Origin of the sequence: Streptococcus sp. 343_SSPC, from assembly GCF_001072385.1 — a bacterium.
GTDB lineage: Bacteria > Bacillota > Bacilli > Lactobacillales > Streptococcaceae > Streptococcus.
Window position 1 is genome coordinate 67234 of sequence record NZ_JVKU01000012.1, and the last position, 20002, is coordinate 87235.

The following is a 20002-nucleotide window of genomic DNA, read 5'->3' on the forward strand; positions in this document are numbered from 1 at the left end:
TATGCTCTATCCAACACCTATCGCAAAATTAATTGAAAGTTATTCGAAGCTCCCTGGTATTGGGATCAAAACAGCAACTCGTCTGGCCTTTTATACCATCGGAATGAGTGATGACGATGTCAATGAGTTTGCCAAGAATCTCTTGTCAGCAAAGCGGGAGTTAAGCTATTGTTCCATCTGTGGGAACTTAACAGATGAAGAAGAGTGTGCCATTTGTCGAGACGAGACGCGCGATCCATCGACCATCTTAGTGGTAGAAGATAGTCGAGATGTGTCAGCCATGGAGAATATTCAGGAGTACCACGGTCGCTACCATGTCCTTCATGGCTTGATTTCGCCCATGAATGGGGTCGGACCAGATGATATTAACCTCAAGTCCTTGATCACACGATTAATGGATCATGAGGTCCAAGAAGTGATTGTGGCGACCAATGCAACTGCAGATGGGGAAGCAACTTCTATGTATATCTCACGCGTCCTCAAACCAGCTGGCATCAAAGTGACCCGCCTGGCACGTGGATTAGCTGTCGGAGCTGATATCGAATATGCGGACGAAGTGACCCTTCTCCGAGCTATTGAAAATCGAACCGAGTTATAAGCGGTTACAGAAACTGGAGGAAGCCCTCCGGTTTTTTTGTTTTTTAGGTGTTCTCTCTCGTTTTCTTTCTTTTTAAAGTGTGGTATACTAGAGGGACGAACTCGGTTGTGAGGTGTGTTTCTGACAAGTCAATCAGGAAGCACAAAATTAAAAAAAGGATTAGGACCAAACAATGGCAAAAGAAAAAATTGTACTTCTTTATGGTGGCCGTAGCGCAGAGCGCGAAGTGTCTGTACTTTCAGCTGAAAGCGTCATGCGGGCGATTAATTATGACAAGTATTCTGTTGAGACCTATTTCATTACTCAGGTGGGAGACTTCATTAAGACCCAAAGCTTTGAAGAGAAGCCTGCTGAAACAGAACGCTTGATGACCAACGAGACCATTGATTGGGAAGCTAAAGTATCTCCGAGCAGTATCTACCAAGAAGGAGCGGTTGTCTTTCCAGTCCTTCACGGACCAATGGGAGAAGATGGATCGGTTCAAGGTTTCCTAGAAGTCTTGAAACTCCCATATGTGGGTTGTGATATCCTTTCTTCTAGTGTGGCGATGGACAAGATTACCACCAAACGGGTCCTAGAATCTGCAGGGATTCCACAAGTTCCTTATGTGGCAGTCCTTGAAGGAGATGACCTAGAAGCTAAAATTGCCTTAATCGAAAAAGAATTGACCTATCCGGTCTTCACCAAGCCTTCGAACATGGGTTCTAGTGTCGGGATTTCAAAAGCAGAGAACCAGGCAGAACTTCGTCAATCTTTGGAATTGGCCTTTAAATACGATAGCCGTGTTCTGGTTGAGCAAGGTGTCGTAGCGCGCGAAATCGAAGTGGGACTATTAGGAAACTATAATGTAAAAAGTACCCTCCCTGGTGAGGTGGTCAAAGATGTAGCCTTCTATGACTACGAAGCCAAATACATCGATAATAAGATTACGATGGCGATTCCAGCTGAAATCCCTGCAGAAGTTGCTGCGACCATGCGTCAGAATGCCGAATTGGCCTTCCGTGCCATTGGTGGGAAAGGTCTCTCCCGTTGTGATTTCTTCTACACAGAGGATGGGGGCATCTACTTGAATGAGCTCAATACCATGCCTGGCTTTACCCAATGGTCTATGTATCCTTTGCTGTGGGACAACATGGGCTTGTCCTATCCTGATTTGATCGAGCGTTTGGTTGAGTTGGCAAAAGCAACTTTCGAAAAACGCGAAGCACACTTACTGTAAGAATCTGTTCCAAGTGGGAGTGGGGGATGGAATCAACTCAATGAGGAGTCGATTTTCTTCCTGCTCCCCCTTTTTAGAGGAGAATACTATGAATCTAACCTTGCACGAAGTAGCAGGTGTCCTGGCTGCTCGCAATGATATCAGCCAATTTGAAGATGTAGCCCTTACCAAGCCTGAATTCGATAGCCGTTTGATTGGGACTGGTGACCTTTTTGTCCCTCTTAAGGGGGCGCGTGATGGTCATGATTTCATCGAGACGGCCTTTGAAAATGGGGCTGTAGCGACCTTGTCTGAAAAAGAAGTAGAAGGCCACCCGTATTTGTTGGTAGATGATGTTCTAGCAGCCTTTCAAAAATTAGCCCAATATGTGTTGGAGAAAAGTCAAGTAGATGTCTTGGCAGTCACTGGTTCAAACGGTAAGACAACGACCAAAGATATGTTGGCTCAATTGCTGTCAACTACCTACAAAACCTATAAAACACAAGGGAACTACAATAACGAGATTGGCCTTCCTTATACGGTTCTCCATATGCCAGAAGAGACAGAGAAGCTTGTCCTTGAAATGGGGCAGGACCATCTGGGAGATATCCATCTTCTCTCAGAAATTGCGCATCCAAAAGCAGCAATCGTAACCCTTATTGGGGAAGCTCATCTTGAGTTTTTCAAAGATCGCAAAGAAATCGCTAAAGGAAAATTGCAAATTGCGGATGGGATGCCAGCTGGTGGCTTGCTTCTAGTGCCGGCCGATCCCATTGTCGGGGATTTTTTACCGAGTCAACAAGAGCTTGTGCGCTTTGGTGAAGGAGCAGATATCAGTATTACCAAGTTGGAGGAACGCAAGGATAGCCTGACTTTTGAAGCGAACTTCTTATCAGATGCTATTGACTTACCTGTCACAGGCAAATACAATGCGACCAATGCCATGATTGCGGCCTATGTTGCCTTGCAAGAAGGAGTCAGCGAAGAGGCCATCCGTGCAAGCTTTAAAGGATTAGAGCTTACTAAGAACCGCACAGAATGGAAGAAGGCAAGTAACGGAGCGGATATCCTATCAGATGTCTACAATGCCAACCCAACGGCCATGCGCTTAATTTTAGAAACCTTCTCGACCATTCCCGCCAATCCAAATGGTCGCAAGCTAGCGGTCTTGGCAGATATGAAAGAACTAGGGGAGCAATCCATTGATTTGCACAACCAAATGATCCTCAGCCTGTCACCGGATGTCTTGGATACCGTTATTTTCTACGGTCAAGATATTGCGGGCTTGGCTCAATTAGCGAGCCAGATGTTCCCGCTCGGACATGTCTATTATTTCAAAAAGACCGCTGAGGAAGACCAGTTTGAGGACTTGGTCAAACAAGTCAAGGAAAGCTTAAAAGAGCAGGACCAAATCCTCATCAAGGGAAGCAATTCTATGAATCTAGCCAAATTGGTAGAGGAGTTGGAGAATGGCGAGTAATAATGTACTAAAGAACATTCAGCGCTTGATTTCAATCACCAATACAGGCTTAGCGTTTTCAAAAGATCCATTTGATCAAGAGCGCTATCAGGATATTCGTGCCATTTTACAGGATCTTGTCAGAGAAGCGACTGATTTGAATCCACAAGAATTATCGGATTTGTTTCGTCCGACAGACCATTACGACACTCCCTTGATTGATGTAAGGGCCTGGATTGTCAAAGATGACAAACTTTGTTTAGTGAAAGGTCAGGGAGAAGAGACCTGGGCTTTGCCGGGTGGCTTTGGTGAGGTTGGCTATTCTCCTAAAGAAAATATTTTAAAGGAAATCCAAGAAGAAACGGGCTATTTAGCACGTGTCAATCGCTTGTTGGCAGTATTTGATACCAATCGCTACCAATTGCAAAGCCGCCAATATGTGAAATTGGTATTTGAATGTGAATTGCTGGATGGAAGTTTTCAACAGAATCAGGAAATTTCCGATCTTGCCTTTTTTGAGAGAGAGAAAATGCCTGCTCTTTCTACCAAGCGCAATACAGAAGAACAATTGAACTTCCTTTGGGAGGTTTATGATGGGAAACGAGATTTGTATTGTGATTAAAAACGATCTATAAATTAAAGGAATGTGAAAATGACACTTTGGGATTTATTGTTTACAAACCAAAAATCAGCCCCGCCTGGGTTTGGTCTCTGGTATTTCATTCTGCCAGCTTCTTTGTTGGTGGTTGGTTACTTTTCCATCAGATATGCGCAGTCCAAAAGCTACCAACGCTTTTGGTATTGGGCACAGTTGATCCAAGTCCTGACCATCAATGCTTGGTATATTCTCGCCCACATGCCTTTGACGGATAATTTGCCTTTTTATCATTGCCGCTTGGCCATGTTGGTGATTCTCTTTGCCCCTAAAGGGACCTATATCAAGCAATATTTTGCTCTCTTGGGAGTTTTAGGATCGATTGCGGCCTTGGTGTATCCAGCCTTTGATCCCTTCCCATTCCCTCATATCACAGTGTTGAATCTAATTTTTAGCCACTGGGCCTTGCTTGCCAATAGTTTGATTTACCTACAGGATCATTATCAATCTGAAAAACAAGACAGCTTGAGAATTTTCAAGATCACTTTTGGCATGAATGCCTTGATTTTCTTGGTAAATGTTTTGACGAAAGGAGATTATGGCTTCTTACGGCGTCCACCAATCATTGGCGACCACGGTGCTCTCTTAAACTACCTCTTGGTTAGCTTTGTGATGGTAGCTGGAATTTTCTTGGTCAACCAACGTTATAAGTACAAATACAAGATGGTTGAAGAGACTGTCGGTTCGCGTTCGGAATAGAAATTAGTTGAGCTGAGGTAAGGAAGACATGACTCTTTGGGATTTATTTTTCACCAGTCAACCAACGGCTCCTCCTCAATTGGGGGCTTGGTATTTCTTGTTGCCGACATCATTGGTAGTGGTGGGGCTTCTGTCTATTCGATTGGCCTCTTCCAAAGGCTATCAAAACTTTTGGTATTGGGGGCAATTGATCCAGTTGCTGATTATCAACGCTTGGTATATTGCAGCATGCTTGCCTTTTTCAGAGAGCCTACCCTTCTATCATAGCCGGATGGCCATGTGGATCATTCTCTTGGCTCCTAAGGGAAGTTTCAAGCAGTATTTTGCCCTGATAGGAGTCTTTGGCTCTATCATGGCTTTGGTTCATCCCGTCTTTTATCCCTATCCTTTTCCTCACGTATCCTCGATCAACAATGTCTTTGGGCACTGGGCTCTCTTGGCCAATTGCTTGATCTATCTGGTCCAATCCTACCAGGTGGAAGCAAGGGATGCTTGGAAAATCTGTCAGATGACTTTTGGGGTTAATGCTATTATTCAGCTTGCGAATCTTGTAACAGGTGGAAATTATGGATTTATGCGTCGTCCTCCTGTACTTGGTGATCATGGACTTGTGCTCAACTATTTGATCGTGACCATCCTGATGACAGGAACCCTTATCCTGATCAATGTGATCGTTAAGTCCAGTAAGAAAAGAAATAGGAGATCTGAATCCGTTTAATAAGGAGATCGTATGCATCATTTTTTTACAACTGAATCCACTGCACCACCTGTTATCCCGCTCCTTTGGTATGGGGTCATGGTTCTTTTAATCCTAATGGCAGTTTGGGCTTCATTACGTTACTATCAAAATGAACAATTTCGGAAGATCTTTCGAAACTTACAAATTTTTCAATTGATCTGTCTCTATATCTGGTATTTTGCTTTTCAGCTTCCCTGGTCCAATAGTTTACCCTTGTACCATTGTCGTTTGGCCATGTTTGCGGTCTTGCTGTTGCCAGACCGATGGAAGAGCAAGCAGTTCTTTGCCTTGATGGGAGTGAGTGGAGCGATTTTTGCCTTGGGCTATCCAGTCTTTGATCCCTACACCTTCCCTCATATTACGAGCTTTTCTTTCCTCTTAGGGCATTACTGTCTCTTGGTCAATTCCTTGATTTATCTCTTGAGATGCTATGATTCGAGCCTCTTAAAAAATCGAGAGATTGTTCTTTATACCTTTGTCCTAGATCTGTTTCTAGTCGGCGTCAACCAAGTCACTGGAGGCAATTATGGACTCATGGCCCGGCCACCGATTATCAAAGGGGACAGCCTCTTGGTGAATTACGTCGTGGTCTCCAGTATCTTAGCAGCAGCCTTGCTTCTCTTTAATGTATTTTTCAGTCGTAGACTTGCTAGAGAAAGAGTTGTTCGATAAAAAGAAAAAGGAGGGTGGGACAATCAGTCTCAGCCTTCTTTTAGTTAATAGGAGTTTGAAATGAAGAGGTTTTTATTAGTCCTTGCTATCTTGTGTGGCTTATTTTGTACGGTTAGTCCGGCTCAGGCAGATGATGAAGTTCGTTATTCGATTGAGTCCTATGTGGGACACCTCCACTTGCGGGAAGATAACCAAGCGACATTCACACAAGAGATTAGCTATGTTTTTTCAACAGGCTACAATGGGCAGTATGTAACTTTAGGGAGTGTAGATCCCCTTCCCAAAGGATTCAAAATCCATGAAAATCCTCAAGTTGAAGCCTATGTGGATGGTGAAAAACGAGAGATCCGTGTAGAAGAATCGGATCTAGGGGATGGACGTCTATTAAAAATCTACAATTCAAGAATCGTTGGGGGCAAAGTTACCATCAAGGTCGTATGGAAGATTGATCATATTCTAGAACTGTATTCCGATATAGCCGAGCTCAATTGGTTCCCTATTTCAGATGGGGATGAGGACGTCTCGAAATTAGATTTTTATGTGGATGGCTTGGATGCCAATGAGGGAGAGTTGTATGCTCATACCGGTTATTTTAATTCACCAGCCCAGATTGAACGGACTGTGACTGGCTATCACATTCAGTTAAGGAACTTCCCAAAGAATGGAAAATTGGAACTCCACGCTTATTGGCCCATGACAGAAGCTCTGCGTCGAGGCCAATCTAATGAGATTAAAAAGGAAAAGGGAAAGGATACATTTCTAAAAAAAGAAAAATCCATTCAACAAAAAACAGTCATCTACAAGACACTATTTCTCAGCGTCATTCCAATTGTATCCATTCTTTTATTTGTCCTAGCTTTCATTCCCTGGATCCGCTATATGATCAGTACCAGAACTCGTCGGATTTCAAAAGGTGTACGATTATACGAACCACCACAGAATTTGCCACCCTTTGTCCTAGCTAAGGCGCTGTATCAACTTGATTTTGAACAAATGGTGATATTTAGAGAGAAAGGTCAATTAAAATTTAACCATCTCATTCAAGCAACAATGTTAGATCTCATTGACCGAGGAAATCTTCGTTTGACTAGGAATGAAAACGGGGAAAGGTTGACCTGTCTTCACCATGAAGGCTTGGCTGATTTTGAATTACAGTTTATTGACATGCTTTTTAATCAAGAAACTGAAATCAAGATTAGCGAGGTATTCTCAAAATATAAAATTAATCAAGTAGCTCTAAAAAAAGATTTTCGGGCTGCTAAAACAGAGGCGCAACGAGATCGCATTCGAAAGGTCGGAAGTGATGTTCAATCGCTTTTAAAAAAAGATGCCCAGCAATTGTCAAAAGGTGTTGACAAGGAGATTGCGAAATTAGGATTGCCCTCTTATTTTAGAGACTTAACTGAGAAAGAAGAAGCTTTTTCAAAAACAGGCTGTGCCTTACACTTTTGGCTCTTACTGATCTTATTTGTGAGCATGTGTTTCTTAACATTTGGATTTGGTTCACACATATCTTCATTCTATTTTTGGATCATTTTACTTTTGGTTCTGTTATTCATTCCATTTTATATTGTTGTGAAAATCCGTGAAGATCATCTACAATCCTTAGAGAACTTGGATTCGCAATTCCAATGGATGGCTTTTAGAAATATGATCGAAAGTATTCCAAATTTCAACCAAGCAGAACTTGAGAGTGTGGTCCTATGGAATCGTATTTTGGTGTACGCGACCTTGTATGGTCAAGCTAAAAAAGTGAGTCAGGTACTCCAAAATCATCAGATTTCCTTACCATATGAAGACTGGGATGCTCTTGTTTGGCTAACATCCTCTTCAAATACCTTTCTAGATGGCTCTACTTTAATGGCCTATGCAGATAATTCCTATAGTGTTTCAAACTTCTCTATTAACTCTTCAGATGGCAGTGGTGGCTTTGACGGCGGTGGTTTCTCTGGAGGTGGAGGAGGAGGAGGATTTGGCGCCTTCTAATAGTACTTGTTATTTAATGAAGTCTAGGATGTAGAACTATTGTAGTTCTCACTCGGGCTTTTTAAATTGTAACTATACTGACGATTGAAAAAAGGCTCTATTTCCGCTATAATAGGTTAGTTAAGGTAAAAGGAGAGAACCAATGTAGAAGGATCCTACCTACTAAAAAATACGTTTTAAAAAAATAACTGAGGAAGAAAGAATGACAATAACTGACGAAATTAAAAAACGCCGTACCTTTGCCATCATCTCCCACCCGGATGCTGGTAAAACGACGATTACAGAGCAGTTGCTCTACTTTGGGGGAGAGATTCGGGAAGCCGGTACGGTAAAAGGAAAGAAAACAGGTAACTTTGCTAAATCTGACTGGATGGATATCGAGAAACAACGTGGGATTTCGGTAACTTCATCCGTGATGCAGTTTGACTATGATGGAAAACGGGTCAACATCCTAGACACCCCAGGGCACGAGGACTTTTCAGAAGATACCTACCGTACCTTGATGGCGGTAGATGCTGCAGTCATGGTGGTGGACTCTGCCAAGGGTATCGAGGCCCAAACCAAGAAATTGTTTGAGGTTGTCAAACACCGTGGCATTCCAGTCTTTACCTTTATGAACAAGCTGGACCGTGACGGTCGCGAGCCACTGGACCTCTTGCAAGAACTGGAAGAAGTCTTGGGCATCGCAAGTTACCCAATGAACTGGCCGATTGGGATGGGGAAAGCCTTTGAGGGACTCTATGACCTTTATAACCAACGCTTGGAGCTCTATAAAGGAGATGAGCGTTTTGCTAGTCTAGAAGATGGGGACAAGCTTTTTGCTAACAATCCTTTCTACGAGCAAGTGAAAGACGACATCGAACTCTTGCAAGAAGCTGGGAATGAATTCTCAGAAGAAGCCATCCTTGCGGGTGAATTAACACCAGTCTTCTTCGGATCAGCGTTGACGAACTTTGGGGTGCAGACTTTCTTGGAAACCTTCTTGAAGTTTGCTCCAGAACCACATGGCCACAAGAAGACAGATGGAGAGATTGTCGACCCTTATGACAAGGATTTCTCAGGCTTTGTCTTTAAAATCCAGGCCAATATGGACCCTCGTCACCGTGACCGGATTGCCTTTGTCCGTATTGTATCGGGTGAATTTGAGCGTGGGATGAATGTTAACCTCCCTCGTACTGGTAAGGGCGCTAAGCTATCAAATGTCACCCAGTTTATGGCCGAAAGCCGTGAAAATGTGACCAATGCCGTAGCTGGAGATATCATCGGGGTATACGATACTGGTACTTATCAAGTTGGGGATACACTGACTGTTGGAAAAAACAAGTTCGAATTTGAACCACTGCCAACCTTTACGCCTGAAATCTTCATGAAGGTATCTGCTAAGAACGTTATGAAGCAAAAATCCTTCCACAAGGGGATTGAGCAATTGGTGCAAGAAGGGGCCATCCAGCTTTATACCAACTACCAAACAGGGGAATACATGTTAGGTGCAGTTGGGCAACTCCAGTTTGAAGTCTTTAAGCACCGCATGGAAAATGAATACAATGCAGAAGTGGTCATGAGCCCAATGGGTAAAAAGACCGTTCGCTGGATCAAACCAGAAGACTTAGATGAGCGCATGTCTTCAAGCCGGAACATCTTGGCCAAAGACCGCTTTGACCAGCCTGTCTTCCTCTTTGAAAACGACTTTGCCCTCCGCTGGTTTGCGGACAAGTATCCAGATGTCGAGTTAGAGGAAAAGATGTAACTCAGCACCAACAATTGGAACTAAAGTCCCTAATTGTTGGACGCTAGCCACTCTTTAGGCTTACTTTGGGAATAGAATATATTAGTTAAAAAAACCAGCTCAAGCGAGCTGGTTTTTATTGTTCTGTAATAAGGAGTCTTCCCAAAAATTCTTGTAAGATAAAGAAGACAATGAGGCTAGCAATGGTTTCCCCTAAGAAGGACGAACTATTCACAACAAGAGAATAAATATAGGCACTTTGGCCAGCTGGAGCATAGCTTCCCCAGAAGATGACACCTGCAATGTAGTGAATGAGGTAGCGTGCCAATCCACCCAAGATGACTCCGACAGTAATATAAGTGAGTGTCTGAAGTCGTTTCTTTTCTTGGATAGCCTTATCAAGGGCAGGTTTGACAATTCCACTCAGACCAATCAAGCTGAAGGCTACAAAGTATTCTAAGAAACCTTGGATTGGAGTCAACCAACCACCAGCTGCTTCCCCCGTTACGACTTGCAAGAGTCCCCAGATGAATCCCCCCATGGCACCAGCCTTGACGCCCCAGCGAAAACTAAGGAGAAAGATAGGAACCATTTTAAAGGATAGAGAAATCCAAGGACCTAAGGACATGGGTTGAGTAACCAAATCCAAGATATAAGCAATGGTCGCTAAGAGAGCGACCTCAATCATTGGTCGAACCGTAGTTTTCGACATAAAAAAACCTCCTATACCAATCGTTTTGATTGGCTCATTTGTTGCCACACCAAAACGACGTCATAGAAGTTCTCTATTTCATTCTGTTTTGAGACACATCCCTACGCAGGTCCTAACCTGATCAGGTGGTAAGAGTTTAGGCCAGTAACGAACACCTATGGTATCCAAGCTAGCCAATCTCAGCAAATGCTCCTCTTGTGACTCTTACATTATACTATCTAAAAAAACTTCCTGCAACTTTTTAACTCGCAAAAAATATGGTATAGTTATAAAGATAGAAAATGCACAAGTTGTGGAGGAAATAATCATGGGTATTTTTGCAGGTTTGATGGGCAATGCTTCTCAAAAAGACGTCGATAAGGTTGAAAAAGATTTAGGGGATATCCTAGTTCCAGGTGAGCAGGTAACCCTGGCTTTTAGCTTGATTCGTGACTTGATTGTCTTTACGGAGTACCGTCTCATTTTGGTGGACAAACAAGGGATGACAGGGAAGAAAACATCTTATAAATCCCTTCCTTATCGTTCCATTTCGCGTTTTTCAGTAGAAACATCTGGTCATTTTGATTTGGATGCTGAATTAAAAATTTGGGTCTCATCAGCTGTAGAACCATCAGAAACACTCCAATTTAAGAGTGATAATAGTGTCATCGAAATCCAGCAGGCTTTGGCAGCAGCTGTTTTGCGTTGATAAGTGAATGAGGACAGGACTCGTATAGTGATTTTGGATGATCGGTAGGAGTACTGGTAGATAAGGTAAAGAGGAAACGAAATGTTCGTTGAAAAAAAGTTAGGAGATGGTCGGAGTTGGATTAATATTGATTCTGACTTGATTGCAGAAACATCCCAGTTGTACCAAAAGTATGGTATTGATCAAGAAACCATTGAATATGCATTGGATAAAAATGAACGTGCCCACATGGATTACAACCGTGAAAATGGAACTGTGACTTTTATTTATAATGTCTTGGACATGGAAAAGGAAAAGGAATATTATGAAACGATTCCAATGACTTTCATTGTCCAGGGGCCACGTCTTGTAACTATTAGTAACCGAGACAACGCCTATATTATTGCACAAATGGAACGCTATGTTGATGCTCATGAAAGTTTATCCACCTTTAAACTCTTGTTTGCAGGCCTTGAGATGATTAGTAATGCTTATTATCCGATTATTGAGCGTCTAGATAAGCACAAGGATGAGATTACTCGTCTCTTACGAAAAACGACAACTAGTAAGAACCTTTATGCTCTTTCTGACGTGGAAACAGGTATGGTCTATCTAGCATCCGCTGCCAAGCAAAATCGCATGCTTCTGGAACATATCAGGGCTCACCTAATCTACCGACAATTTGATGATGTGGAAAAAGAACAATTTGATGATGCCATGATTGAGGCCAGACAGTTGGTGTATATGACGGAGTTGAACTCTCAGGTCTTGCAGCAATTGTCTAGCTCTTACAATAACATCCTAAATAACAATTTGAATGATAATTTGACCACCTTGACCATCTTAGAAGCTCTGTTAGCGGTCTTAGCAGTTGTCACTGGTTTCTTTGGAATGAATGTTCCATTGCCGTTTACAAATGATCCCAATGCCTGGATTTATATTTCGGTCGCTAGCTTCGTCTTGTGGTTGATGTTATCACGAATCTTGCGCTGGATTGCCCATAAACGATAAAAAAAGAGAGGTAGGGAAGAAATTCCTTACCTCTTTCGTATCTTGGCTATTTCAGAAAATCCTTCATTTTTAACTCTGCCTCCCCTAAGAAGAAGAGGCAGTTTTGATACAAGTGATCGACTGTACAAAATCTTCTTGGAAATAGTAGGAGTAGATTTAAAAGTACTGAGTGGATTATAAACAATTTATAATTGGATTGAATCGTTGAATCAGTTAAATGAATGAAGCATTTTAATGATACTGAAATAACCTAGATACTAGAATCATTATACATATTTTCATATTAAAAATCAAGGAAACAATCCCAAAATAAAAGGGGATTTATTGTGAGTGAAAATTTTTAGAAAGCCTATTGTAACGCTGTTTTTATGAGGTGATTCAAAGTAAAGAAGAGACTTCACAGTCTTTTATATTATCGCAAATTTAAAAAATAAATTATACTAATTATCCAAAGGTAGAAAGAACTTTTTTGAAAGGGGTTACGCAATAAAAACCTTTTAACCTGTTTCGTTTTACTATCTTTTAACCCTAGTCTATGGTATACTAGATAAGTTGCAAAGAAAGCAGTACTTTTCTTTAGTGGAAAAGAAGCAACACGGTCTTTCATAAAAGCTATGAAAGTACGTCATGACAAGAAAAGTATAAACTAAGCGCTATAGGATGGCTTCGCACCATCTTTAGAAAGAAGAATAACGTGAAATTTAATGAATTTAATCTTTCTGCTGATTTGTTAGCAGAAATTGAAAAAGCAGGATTTGTAGAAGCAAGTCCTATCCAAGAGCAAACCATTCCTTTGGCTCTTGATGGGAAAGATGTTATCGGTCAAGCTCAGACTGGTACAGGGAAAACTGCAGCCTTTGGCTTGCCAACCCTTGAAAAAATTCGTACAGAAGAAGCGACCATTCAAGCTTTGGTCATCGCGCCAACTCGTGAACTAGCTGTACAAAGTCAGGAAGAGCTCTTCCGCTTTGGTCGAAGCAAGGGTGTAAAAGTCCGTTCTGTTTATGGTGGTTCAAGTATCGAAAAACAAATCAAGGCACTTAAATCAGGTGCTCATATCGTAGTTGGAACGCCTGGTCGTCTCCTAGACTTGATCAAACGCAAGGCCTTGAAATTACAAGACATTGAAACCCTCATCCTGGACGAAGCAGATGAGATGCTCAACATGGGCTTCCTTGAGGATATTGAAGCCATCATCTCTCGTGTCCCAGAAAATCGTCAAACCTTACTCTTTTCAGCAACCATGCCTGAAGCTATCAAACGCATCGGGGTTCAATTTATGAAAGACCCAGAGCATGTGAAGATTGCTGCCAAAGAGTTGACAACCGAACTAGTAGATCAGTACTATATCCGAGTTAAGGAACAAGAAAAATTTGACACCATGACTCGTCTCATGGACGTGGAGCAACCAGAGCTTGCGATCGTATTTGGTCGTACCAAACGCCGTGTAGATGAGTTGACTCGTGGTCTGAAGATCCGTGGTTTCCGTGCAGAAGGGATTCATGGAGACCTTGACCAAAACAAACGTCTTCGAGTCCTTCGTGATTTCAAAAATGGCAATCTGGATGTCCTCGTAGCAACAGACGTTGCAGCTCGTGGTTTGGATATCTCAGGTGTGACCCATGTCTACAACTATGATATTCCACAAGATCCAGAAAGCTATGTTCACCGTATCGGCCGTACAGGTCGTGCTGGTAAGTCAGGTCAATCGATTACTTTCGTAGCACCAAATGAGATGGGCTACCTTCAAATCATTGAAAACTTGACCAAGAAACGCATGAAAGGCCTCAAGCCTGCAAGTGCAGAAGAAGCCTTCCAAGCTAAGAAACAGGTTGCACTCAAGAAAATTGAACGTGACTTTGCGGATGAAGCTATTCGAGGTAACTTCGACAAATTTGCCAAAGACGCTCGTAAATTGGCTGCAGAATTCAGCCCAGAAGAATTGGCCATGTACATCCTTAGCTTGACGGTTCAGGATCCAGATAGTCTTCCAGAAGTTGAAATTGCGCGTGAGAAACCATTACCATTCAAACCATCTGGTGGTGGATTTGGCGGAAAAGGCAAGTCTGGTCGCGGTGGACGTCGTGGTGATGACCGTCGAGATCGTGATCGCCGTGGCAATGGTCGTCGTGATGACTATCGTAAAGGTGGACGTTCAAAGGATCGCTTTGATAAAGAGAAACGTTACCGTAAGGATCATAAAAAACCTCGCAATACGTCAAGCGAGAAGAAAACAGGCTTTGTGATTCGGAACAAAGGAGATAAATAAAAAATACAAGGGTAAACACATGTTTACCCTTGTATATTTATAAGGAGACCGAAATTCGTAAACAAAACGTTTGCTATCACTCTGTGATAGCGCTATCAATTCTGTTAACATATTAAGAATACAACTTTTTATAAGTCCTGTCAACAGATTTGCTAAAAAAAATCTACTTTTTTTAAAAAGATGAACAAAAAATAAATTTTTTCTACAAAAATGACCAACAAAATAAGTGATTAATATAGAAAAAAATCGATAAAATGTTTGTTTCTTATTGAAAATGTTCACTATTATAGTATAATGAAAGCAGAAATAGGAAAGTAGGACGTCATATGAAAGAGAGTAGACACGTAGCAATCTTACAAGAGTTGGATAAAAATGAAGTAGTCTCTGTTAAGGATCTGAGCGATCTCTTAGGTGTAACCGATATGACAATTCGACGAGATTTGATGGACTTAGAAGAACAAGGCTTGTTGGTTCGTGTTCATGGAGGGGCCCATCGAAAAATCAAAGATAGTCTGGCAGAAGTTTCCCATACAGAAAAGAACATGTTGAACGTGGAAGAGAAAAGGGAGATTGCTCAAAAATGTGCAGCTTTGATTGATGAAGGCGATACAATTTTTATTGGAGCAGGGACCACTACAGATTTTATTAGCGATTATCTTGATGGGAAACATGTCAGTATTGTCACCAATTCCTTGCCGATTTTTGAAAAATTAAAAGACCAACCGAATTGTGATATCATTCTAGTTGGCGGACGCTATAGGGTCAAGACACAGACCTTTGTAGGGCAGTTTGCTAATAAGCTCTTAAAGGAAATTAAGGTTTCGAAAGCCTTTATCGGGGTAAATGGAATCGACGGTCATACAGCAATGACTGCAAACGAAGAAGAAGGAAATGGTAATAAAATTATTCTTAACAATGCCATTGAAAAGTATGTAGTAGCAGATAACAGTAAGTTTGACAGCTATTCTTTCTATGCTTTTTACCGTCTAGATGATTTAGATGCGGTGATTACCGATCATTCTATCTCTAATAAGGTGCGAGAAAAATACAATTCTTATACAAAAATTTTGTAAAAATTAGAAAAGAAACAGCTAAACGGCCAGGATTCAAGCAGATTCTGGTCTTTTTTATATCCTTTAATAGGGGAGGGGTTATAAATAAATCTATAAAAAATAAACAAAAAAGAACAAAAAATTACATATTGTAATTGACAGCGCATTCATATAGTGATATACTTATCATGTAATTAAAAGATATTTTAAAAGTGGAAGGGGTGAAAAGATGGGATTAAATCAACTGTTTAATCGGGAATTAGTCTTTTGCCTAGATGTTGCGAATCAAGAAGAATTGTTTGACCAGGTTGCAACTTTATTGGAAGAACGTCAGATTGTGACAGATTCTTATCGAGCTGCATTAAAAGAGAGAGAGAAATCGTTCCCTACTGGCTTGGATATGGAATTTCTAGGAAAGGATCTTCCGAATGTAGCGATTCCTCATACGGATATCATCCATAACCTAACAGAGAATATTGTAGTTGTTCGATTGAAAAATCCGGTAACCTTCCACAATATGATCGCACCTGATAAAGAAGTAGAAGTTTCTCTTTTATTCTTCATCATTAACAATTCTAGTTCCAGCCAAACAAACATTTTGGCGCATTTGATGGATTTCTTTACGACAAATGGAAATCTTGAAAACATGTCGAAATTGGAAACTGAAGAAGACTTATATCGCTATATCACAGAAGCGATTGCTTAATAGTAAAAATTAAAAATATTTATAATGGAGGTCATTCAAATGATTAAAATTTTAGCTGCCTGTGGTGCAGGGGTTAACTCAAGCCACCAAATCAAAAGCGCTCTAGAAGAAGAGCTTTCAAACCGTGGATATGATGTACAATGTGATGCGGTAATGGTAAAAGATGTGAATGAAGATTTGATTAAAGGTTATGATATCTTTACACCAATCGCTGCAACAGATTTAGGCTTTGATCCTGGTATTCCAGTAGTTGAAGCTGGTCCAATCTTATTCCGTATTCCAGCTATGAGCGCTCCGGTATATGACAATATCGAAGCAGCCATCAAAGAACACGGTTTAAGCTAATTCGTTTATCTGTATTTTGTAAGCGGTTCCTATGCCTGGAATTGCTGACATTCTTAATTTTGTAAAATATAAAAATATAAATCGGGAGGATTTATTATGAATGGCATTATCGATTTTGCCAATAAGTTTTTCAAACCCATTCTAGATATGGGTGCACCGATCATCATGTTGATCGTCCTAACTCTATTGGCACTTTTGTTTGGAGTGAAATTCTCCAAAGCGCTTGAAGGTGGTATTAAACTTGCCATCGCCCTTACAGGTATCGGTGCAATCATCGGTATGTTGAATGGAGCTTTCTCAGCGTCTCTTGCAAAATTCGTTGAGAACACTGGTATTCAATTGAATATCACAGACGTTGGTTGGGCACCACTTGCGACCATCACTTGGGGGTCTGCCTGGACACTTTACTTCTTGCTAGTTATGTTGGTTGTCAACATTGTCATGCTTGCAATGAAGAAAACAGATACACTTGATGTCGATATCTTTGATATCTGGCACTTGTCTATCACAGGTCTTTTGATTAAATGGTATGCGGATAAAAATGGAGTTAGCGCAGGAGTTTCCCTCTTAGTTGCCACTCTTGCAGTTGTTCTTGTAGGGATTATGAAAATCATCAACTCAGACTTGATGAAACCAACATTTGACGATTTGTTGAATGCACCAAGTTCATCACCTATGACTTCAACTCACATGAACTACATGATGAACCCAATCATCATGGTTTTGGATAAAATCTTTGACAAATTCTTCCCAGGTCTTGACAAATACGACTTTGACGCAGCTAAATTGAACAAGAAAATTGGTTTCTGGGGATCTAAATTCTTCATCGGTTTCCTTCTTGGTATCGTCATCGGTATCATGGGTACTCCACATCCAGTTGCTGATGTAGCTGATGCTAAAACTTGGGAATTGGTTATTAAAGGTTGGATCAGCCTTGGTTTGACTGCCGGTGTCTGCTTGGAATTGTTCTCATTGATCGGTTCTTGGTTCATCGCAGCGGTAGAACCATTGTCACAAGGTATTACAAACGTTGCTACTAAACGTCTTCAAGGACGTAAATTCAATATCGGTTTGGACTGGCCATTTATCGCTGGTCGTGCAGAAATCTGGGCTTGTGCAAACGTACTTGCACCAATCATGTTGATCGAAGCAGTGCTTCTTTCTAAAGTCGGAAATGGTATCTTGCCACTTGCAGGGATCATCGCTATGGGTGTGACTCCAGCTTTGTTGGTTGTAACACGTGGTAAATTGATCCGTATGATCGTGTTTGGAACACTCTTGTTGCCACTCTTCCTTCTTTCAGGTACTCTTATCGCACCATTCGCTACTGAATTGGCGAAAAGTGTAAAAGCCTTTCCAGAAGGAGTTGACAAAGCTCAATTGATCACTCACTCAACTCTTGAAGGACCTGTTGAAAAATTGCTTGGTTGGACAATCGGTAATGCAACAACTGGTGATATTAAATTGATTATTGGTGTTGTTGCCTTCTTAGCATTCTACGTTGGAATCTTTGCATGGTACAGAAAACAAATGATCAAACGTAACGAAGAATACGCAGCAAATGCAAAATAATCCGCTCCTAAATATGTAACTTGATAAAACTAGGGTATCAATTTTCCAGACATGGAGGGGTAGCCTAGTTTTTTCTCTAAAATAACATGCTAAGGAGTGAAATATGAGGATAGCTTTAAAAAATAATGATCTGGAAGTTTGTTTCAAGGAGTTAGGTGGTGAGCTGACCTCTATCAAGGATCAGGAAGGTATCGAATATCTTTGGCAGGGTGATGCTCAGTATTGGAGTGGCCAAGCCCCAGTTCTCTTTCCTATCTGTGGTTCGGTTCGAAATGATACAACCATGTATCGCCCTCAAGGTGTTGGGAAGATCCCTCGCCACGGGCTGGTTCGCAAGAAAAACTTTGAGCTGGTAGAGCAAACAGAAGATCGGGTGACTTTTGGGATAGAAGATACGGAAGAAATGTATCAGCAATATCCCTATCATTTCAGATTAGAAATTTCTTATCAATTACTTGGTAAGAAGATTCAAGTAACCTATCGGGTTCACCATCTTGGTGAGGAAGGAGTCATGCCCTTTTTCGTTGGTGGCCATCCAGGATTTAATTGTCCGTTACTGGCGGATGAAGGATTTGAAGATTACTACCTGGAATTCGAACAAGAAGAGACCTGTAGTATTCCTAAATCCTATCCAGAGACAGGCTTGCTAAACGTCTTTGATCGGACACCTTTCTTACAGCAAGAGAAAATCCTAAATCTCGATTACGATCTCTTCCAAAAGGATGCCATCACCTTAGATTGCTTACAATCAAGAAGGGTGATCCTCCGCTCTAAAAAGCACGAAAAAGGAGTAAGCCTTCATTTTCCAGATTTTTCAAACTTGATTATCTGGACAACACCAAATAAAGGACCTTTTATCGCTTTAGAGCCTTGGTCTGGTTTATCCACTTCCCTTGAAGAGAGTGATTATTTGGAATATAAAAAGCAAGTTCGACTTTTGCCAGCAGGTCAAGAAGCAGAACTTAGTTTTGAAATCGAAATTTTATAGAAAATAATGTTGTTGAATATAGAAGTTTCTGTATTTGATTGAAAAATGAATTAAAAGAAGGAGCATAATATGTCAGTTATTATTGGTGCGGATGCAGCAGGTATCCGCTTAAAAGAAGTAGTCAAAGAATATTTGGAAGCAGAAGGTTTCCAAGTCGTGGACGTGACAGAAGAAGGGCAAGACTTTGTCGATGTGACCTTAGCTGTTGCAAAAGAAGTGAAACAAGCAGAAGATAATCTGGGTATTGTTATTGACGCTTACGGAGCTGGTCCATTCATGGTCGCTACTAAAATTAAAGGAATGGTTGCAGCAGAAGTTTCAGATGAGCGTTCTGCCTATATGACTCGTGGCCACAACAATTCTCGCATGATCACCATGGGTGCTCAAATCGTGGGTGACCAATTGGCCAAAAATATCGCCAAAGGTTTTGTAAACGGTAAGTATGACGGCGGTCGCCACCAAATCCGTGTCGATATGCTTAACAAGATGTGCTAAGGGGAGGAGTAAAAGAATGAAAATTGCAATTGGATGTGACCATATTGTCACAAATGAAAAAATGGCTGTTTCTGAATTTTTGAAATCAAAAGGCTATGAAGTCCTTGACTTCGGAACCTATGACCATGCGCGCACCCACTATCCAATTTTTGGGAAAAAAGTCGGAGAAGCAGTAGCTAGTGGTCAAGCAGACCTTGGAGTTTGTATCTGTGGAACGGGTGTTGGCATTAACAACGCGGTTAATAAGGTCCCTGGAATCCGTTCAGCCTTGGTACGCGACATGACAACGGCTCTTTATGCAAAAGAAGAACTCAATGCTAATGTCATTGGTTTTGGTGGGAAAGTAACCGGTGAATTGCTCATGTGTGATATCATTGAAGCATTCATTCATGCAGAATACAAACCAAGTGAAGAAAACAAGAAATTGATTGCCAAGATTCAACATTTGGAAAC

At 41.3% G+C, this 20002-nt stretch carries 20 protein-coding genes and 1 riboswitch; of the genes, 19 read left to right on the forward strand and 1 reads right to left on the reverse strand.

The genetic code is table 11. From position 1 onward, the window contains the following. Position 1: 1 nt before the first annotated feature. The 9 genes from recR to ADH27_RS02990 all read left to right on the forward strand — a co-directional run bounded on the left by recR (position 2) and on the right by ADH27_RS02990 (position 9753). Positions 2–598 carry a recombination mediator RecR gene (gene recR / locus ADH27_RS02950; protein WP_006596694.1) on the forward strand — a complete coding sequence of 199 codons (597 nt, stop codon included), beginning with the start codon at positions 2–4 and terminating at the stop codon, positions 596–598. Positions 599–770: 172 nt separating this feature from the next. Continuing rightward, entirely contained in the window at positions 771–1817 is a 1047-nt protein-coding gene (locus tag ADH27_RS02955) for a D-alanine--D-alanine ligase (protein ID WP_048715564.1), read from the forward strand. 88 nt (positions 1818–1905) lie between these two features. After that, positions 1906–3276, forward strand: coding sequence for a UDP-N-acetylmuramoyl-tripeptide--D-alanyl-D-alanine ligase (locus ADH27_RS02960; protein WP_048715566.1), 1371 nt, complete (start codon positions 1906–1908; stop codon positions 3274–3276). Beyond that, the gene (locus ADH27_RS02965; RefSeq protein ID WP_048715568.1) at positions 3266–3877 is read left to right on the forward strand and encodes an NUDIX hydrolase; all 612 of its coding nucleotides are present in this window, start codon (positions 3266–3268) and stop codon (positions 3875–3877) included. The genes ADH27_RS02960 and ADH27_RS02965 overlap by 11 nt, the downstream gene beginning before the upstream one ends. Before the next feature lie 30 nt (positions 3878–3907). Further along, entirely contained in the window at positions 3908–4609 is a 702-nt protein-coding gene (locus tag ADH27_RS02970; protein ID WP_048715569.1) for a TIGR02206 family membrane protein, read from the forward strand. Positions 4610–4637: 28 nt separating this feature from the next. Further along, positions 4638–5327 (forward strand): YwaF family protein, encoded by a 690-nt coding sequence (locus tag ADH27_RS02975; RefSeq protein WP_048715571.1) that lies wholly within the window; start codon positions 4638–4640, stop codon positions 5325–5327. Between the two features lie 12 nt (positions 5328–5339). Beyond that, positions 5340–6020: a TIGR02206 family membrane protein gene (locus ADH27_RS02980; protein WP_048715573.1), complete on the forward strand. Its 681-nt coding sequence runs from the start codon at positions 5340–5342 to the stop codon at positions 6018–6020. Positions 6021–6080: 60 nt separating this feature from the next. Further along, complete coding sequence (locus ADH27_RS02985; protein WP_048715575.1) at positions 6081–8006, forward strand: DUF2207 domain-containing protein; 1926 nt, start codon at positions 6081–6083, stop codon at positions 8004–8006. 202 nt (positions 8007–8208) lie between these two features. Further along, positions 8209–9753 carry a peptide chain release factor 3 gene (locus ADH27_RS02990; RefSeq protein WP_048715577.1) on the forward strand — a complete coding sequence of 515 codons (1545 nt, stop codon included), beginning with the start codon at positions 8209–8211 and terminating at the stop codon, positions 9751–9753. A gap of 115 nt (positions 9754–9868) precedes the next feature. On the opposite strand, the gene thiT is transcribed toward ADH27_RS02990, so the two are convergent. Beyond that, positions 9869–10444 (reverse strand): energy-coupled thiamine transporter ThiT, encoded by a 576-nt coding sequence (gene thiT, locus ADH27_RS02995; RefSeq protein WP_048715579.1) that lies wholly within the window; start codon positions 10442–10444, stop codon positions 9869–9871. A gap of 81 nt (positions 10445–10525) precedes the next feature. Continuing rightward, a riboswitch (TPP riboswitch) is annotated at positions 10526–10650 on the reverse strand. A 101-nt stretch (positions 10651–10751) separates the two neighbouring features. Here thiT and ADH27_RS03000 point away from each other — a divergent pair. From ADH27_RS03000 to lacB, 10 genes are all read left to right on the forward strand, one after another. Then, positions 10752–11132: a PH domain-containing protein gene (locus tag ADH27_RS03000; RefSeq protein WP_006596927.1), complete on the forward strand. Its 381-nt coding sequence runs from the start codon at positions 10752–10754 to the stop codon at positions 11130–11132. 81 nt (positions 11133–11213) lie between these two features. Next, positions 11214–12122, forward strand: a complete 909-nt coding sequence (locus ADH27_RS03005; RefSeq protein ID WP_048715581.1) for a magnesium transporter CorA family protein — start codon at positions 11214–11216, stop codon at positions 12120–12122. A 694-nt stretch (positions 12123–12816) separates the two neighbouring features. Then, on the forward strand, positions 12817–14391 hold the full coding sequence (locus ADH27_RS03010; RefSeq protein WP_048715583.1) for a DEAD/DEAH box helicase: 1575 nt from the start codon (positions 12817–12819) through the stop codon (positions 14389–14391). 326 nt (positions 14392–14717) lie between these two features. Next, positions 14718–15464, forward strand: coding sequence for a DeoR/GlpR family DNA-binding transcription regulator (locus ADH27_RS03015; protein ID WP_048715585.1), 747 nt, complete (start codon positions 14718–14720; stop codon positions 15462–15464). Positions 15465–15672: 208 nt separating this feature from the next. Further along, positions 15673–16149, forward strand: a complete 477-nt coding sequence (locus ADH27_RS03020; protein ID WP_048689142.1) for a PTS sugar transporter subunit IIA — start codon at positions 15673–15675, stop codon at positions 16147–16149. 39 nt (positions 16150–16188) lie between these two features. Continuing rightward, a complete protein-coding gene (locus ADH27_RS03025) occupies positions 16189–16494 on the forward strand; it encodes a PTS sugar transporter subunit IIB (RefSeq protein ID WP_006148587.1) in 306 nt (101 codons plus the stop codon). A gap of 96 nt (positions 16495–16590) precedes the next feature. Next, positions 16591–18066 (forward strand): PTS galactitol transporter subunit IIC, encoded by a 1476-nt coding sequence (locus ADH27_RS03030; RefSeq protein WP_048715587.1) that lies wholly within the window; start codon positions 16591–16593, stop codon positions 18064–18066. Between the two features lie 103 nt (positions 18067–18169). Beyond that, a complete protein-coding gene (locus ADH27_RS03035) occupies positions 18170–19054 on the forward strand; it encodes an aldose 1-epimerase family protein (protein WP_048715588.1) in 885 nt (294 codons plus the stop codon). A gap of 69 nt (positions 19055–19123) precedes the next feature. After that, a complete protein-coding gene (lacA, locus tag ADH27_RS03040) occupies positions 19124–19549 on the forward strand; it encodes a galactose-6-phosphate isomerase subunit LacA (RefSeq protein WP_023026584.1) in 426 nt (141 codons plus the stop codon). A gap of 16 nt (positions 19550–19565) precedes the next feature. After that, positions 19566–20002, forward strand: a 437-nt coding sequence (lacB, locus tag ADH27_RS03045) for a galactose-6-phosphate isomerase subunit LacB (protein WP_048715590.1), incomplete at its 3' end; no start/stop codon positions are given.

What these genes read in the sequence shown, in the direction of transcription:
- thiT (WP_048715579.1), bottom strand. Translation starts at nt 10,444, where the DNA reads ATGTCGAAAACTACGGTTCGACCAATGATTGAGGTCGCTCTCTTAGCG.
- ADH27_RS02970 (WP_048715569.1), top strand. Translation starts at nt 3,908, where the DNA reads ATGACACTTTGGGATTTATTGTTTACAAACCAAAAATCAGCCCCGCCT.
- recR (WP_006596694.1), top strand. Translation starts at nt 2, where the DNA reads ATGCTCTATCCAACACCTATCGCAAAATTAATTGAAAGTTATTCGAAG.
- ADH27_RS03025 (WP_006148587.1), top strand. Translation starts at nt 16,189, where the DNA reads ATGATTAAAATTTTAGCTGCCTGTGGTGCAGGGGTTAACTCAAGCCAC.
- ADH27_RS03020 (WP_048689142.1), top strand. Translation starts at nt 15,673, where the DNA reads ATGGGATTAAATCAACTGTTTAATCGGGAATTAGTCTTTTGCCTAGAT.
- ADH27_RS03015 (WP_048715585.1), top strand. Translation starts at nt 14,718, where the DNA reads ATGAAAGAGAGTAGACACGTAGCAATCTTACAAGAGTTGGATAAAAAT.
- ADH27_RS02985 (WP_048715575.1), top strand. Translation starts at nt 6,081, where the DNA reads ATGAAGAGGTTTTTATTAGTCCTTGCTATCTTGTGTGGCTTATTTTGT.
- ADH27_RS02955 (WP_048715564.1), top strand. Translation starts at nt 771, where the DNA reads ATGGCAAAAGAAAAAATTGTACTTCTTTATGGTGGCCGTAGCGCAGAG.
- ADH27_RS02965 (WP_048715568.1), top strand. Translation starts at nt 3,266, where the DNA reads ATGGCGAGTAATAATGTACTAAAGAACATTCAGCGCTTGATTTCAATC.
- ADH27_RS03005 (WP_048715581.1), top strand. Translation starts at nt 11,214, where the DNA reads ATGTTCGTTGAAAAAAAGTTAGGAGATGGTCGGAGTTGGATTAATATT.
- ADH27_RS02990 (WP_048715577.1), top strand. Translation starts at nt 8,209, where the DNA reads ATGACAATAACTGACGAAATTAAAAAACGCCGTACCTTTGCCATCATC.
- ADH27_RS02975 (WP_048715571.1), top strand. Translation starts at nt 4,638, where the DNA reads ATGACTCTTTGGGATTTATTTTTCACCAGTCAACCAACGGCTCCTCCT.
- ADH27_RS03000 (WP_006596927.1), top strand. Translation starts at nt 10,752, where the DNA reads ATGGGTATTTTTGCAGGTTTGATGGGCAATGCTTCTCAAAAAGACGTC.
- ADH27_RS03035 (WP_048715588.1), top strand. Translation starts at nt 18,170, where the DNA reads ATGAGGATAGCTTTAAAAAATAATGATCTGGAAGTTTGTTTCAAGGAG.
- ADH27_RS03030 (WP_048715587.1), top strand. Translation starts at nt 16,591, where the DNA reads ATGAATGGCATTATCGATTTTGCCAATAAGTTTTTCAAACCCATTCTA.
- ADH27_RS02960 (WP_048715566.1), top strand. Translation starts at nt 1,906, where the DNA reads ATGAATCTAACCTTGCACGAAGTAGCAGGTGTCCTGGCTGCTCGCAAT.
- lacA (WP_023026584.1), top strand. Translation starts at nt 19,124, where the DNA reads ATGTCAGTTATTATTGGTGCGGATGCAGCAGGTATCCGCTTAAAAGAA.
- ADH27_RS02980 (WP_048715573.1), top strand. Translation starts at nt 5,340, where the DNA reads ATGCATCATTTTTTTACAACTGAATCCACTGCACCACCTGTTATCCCG.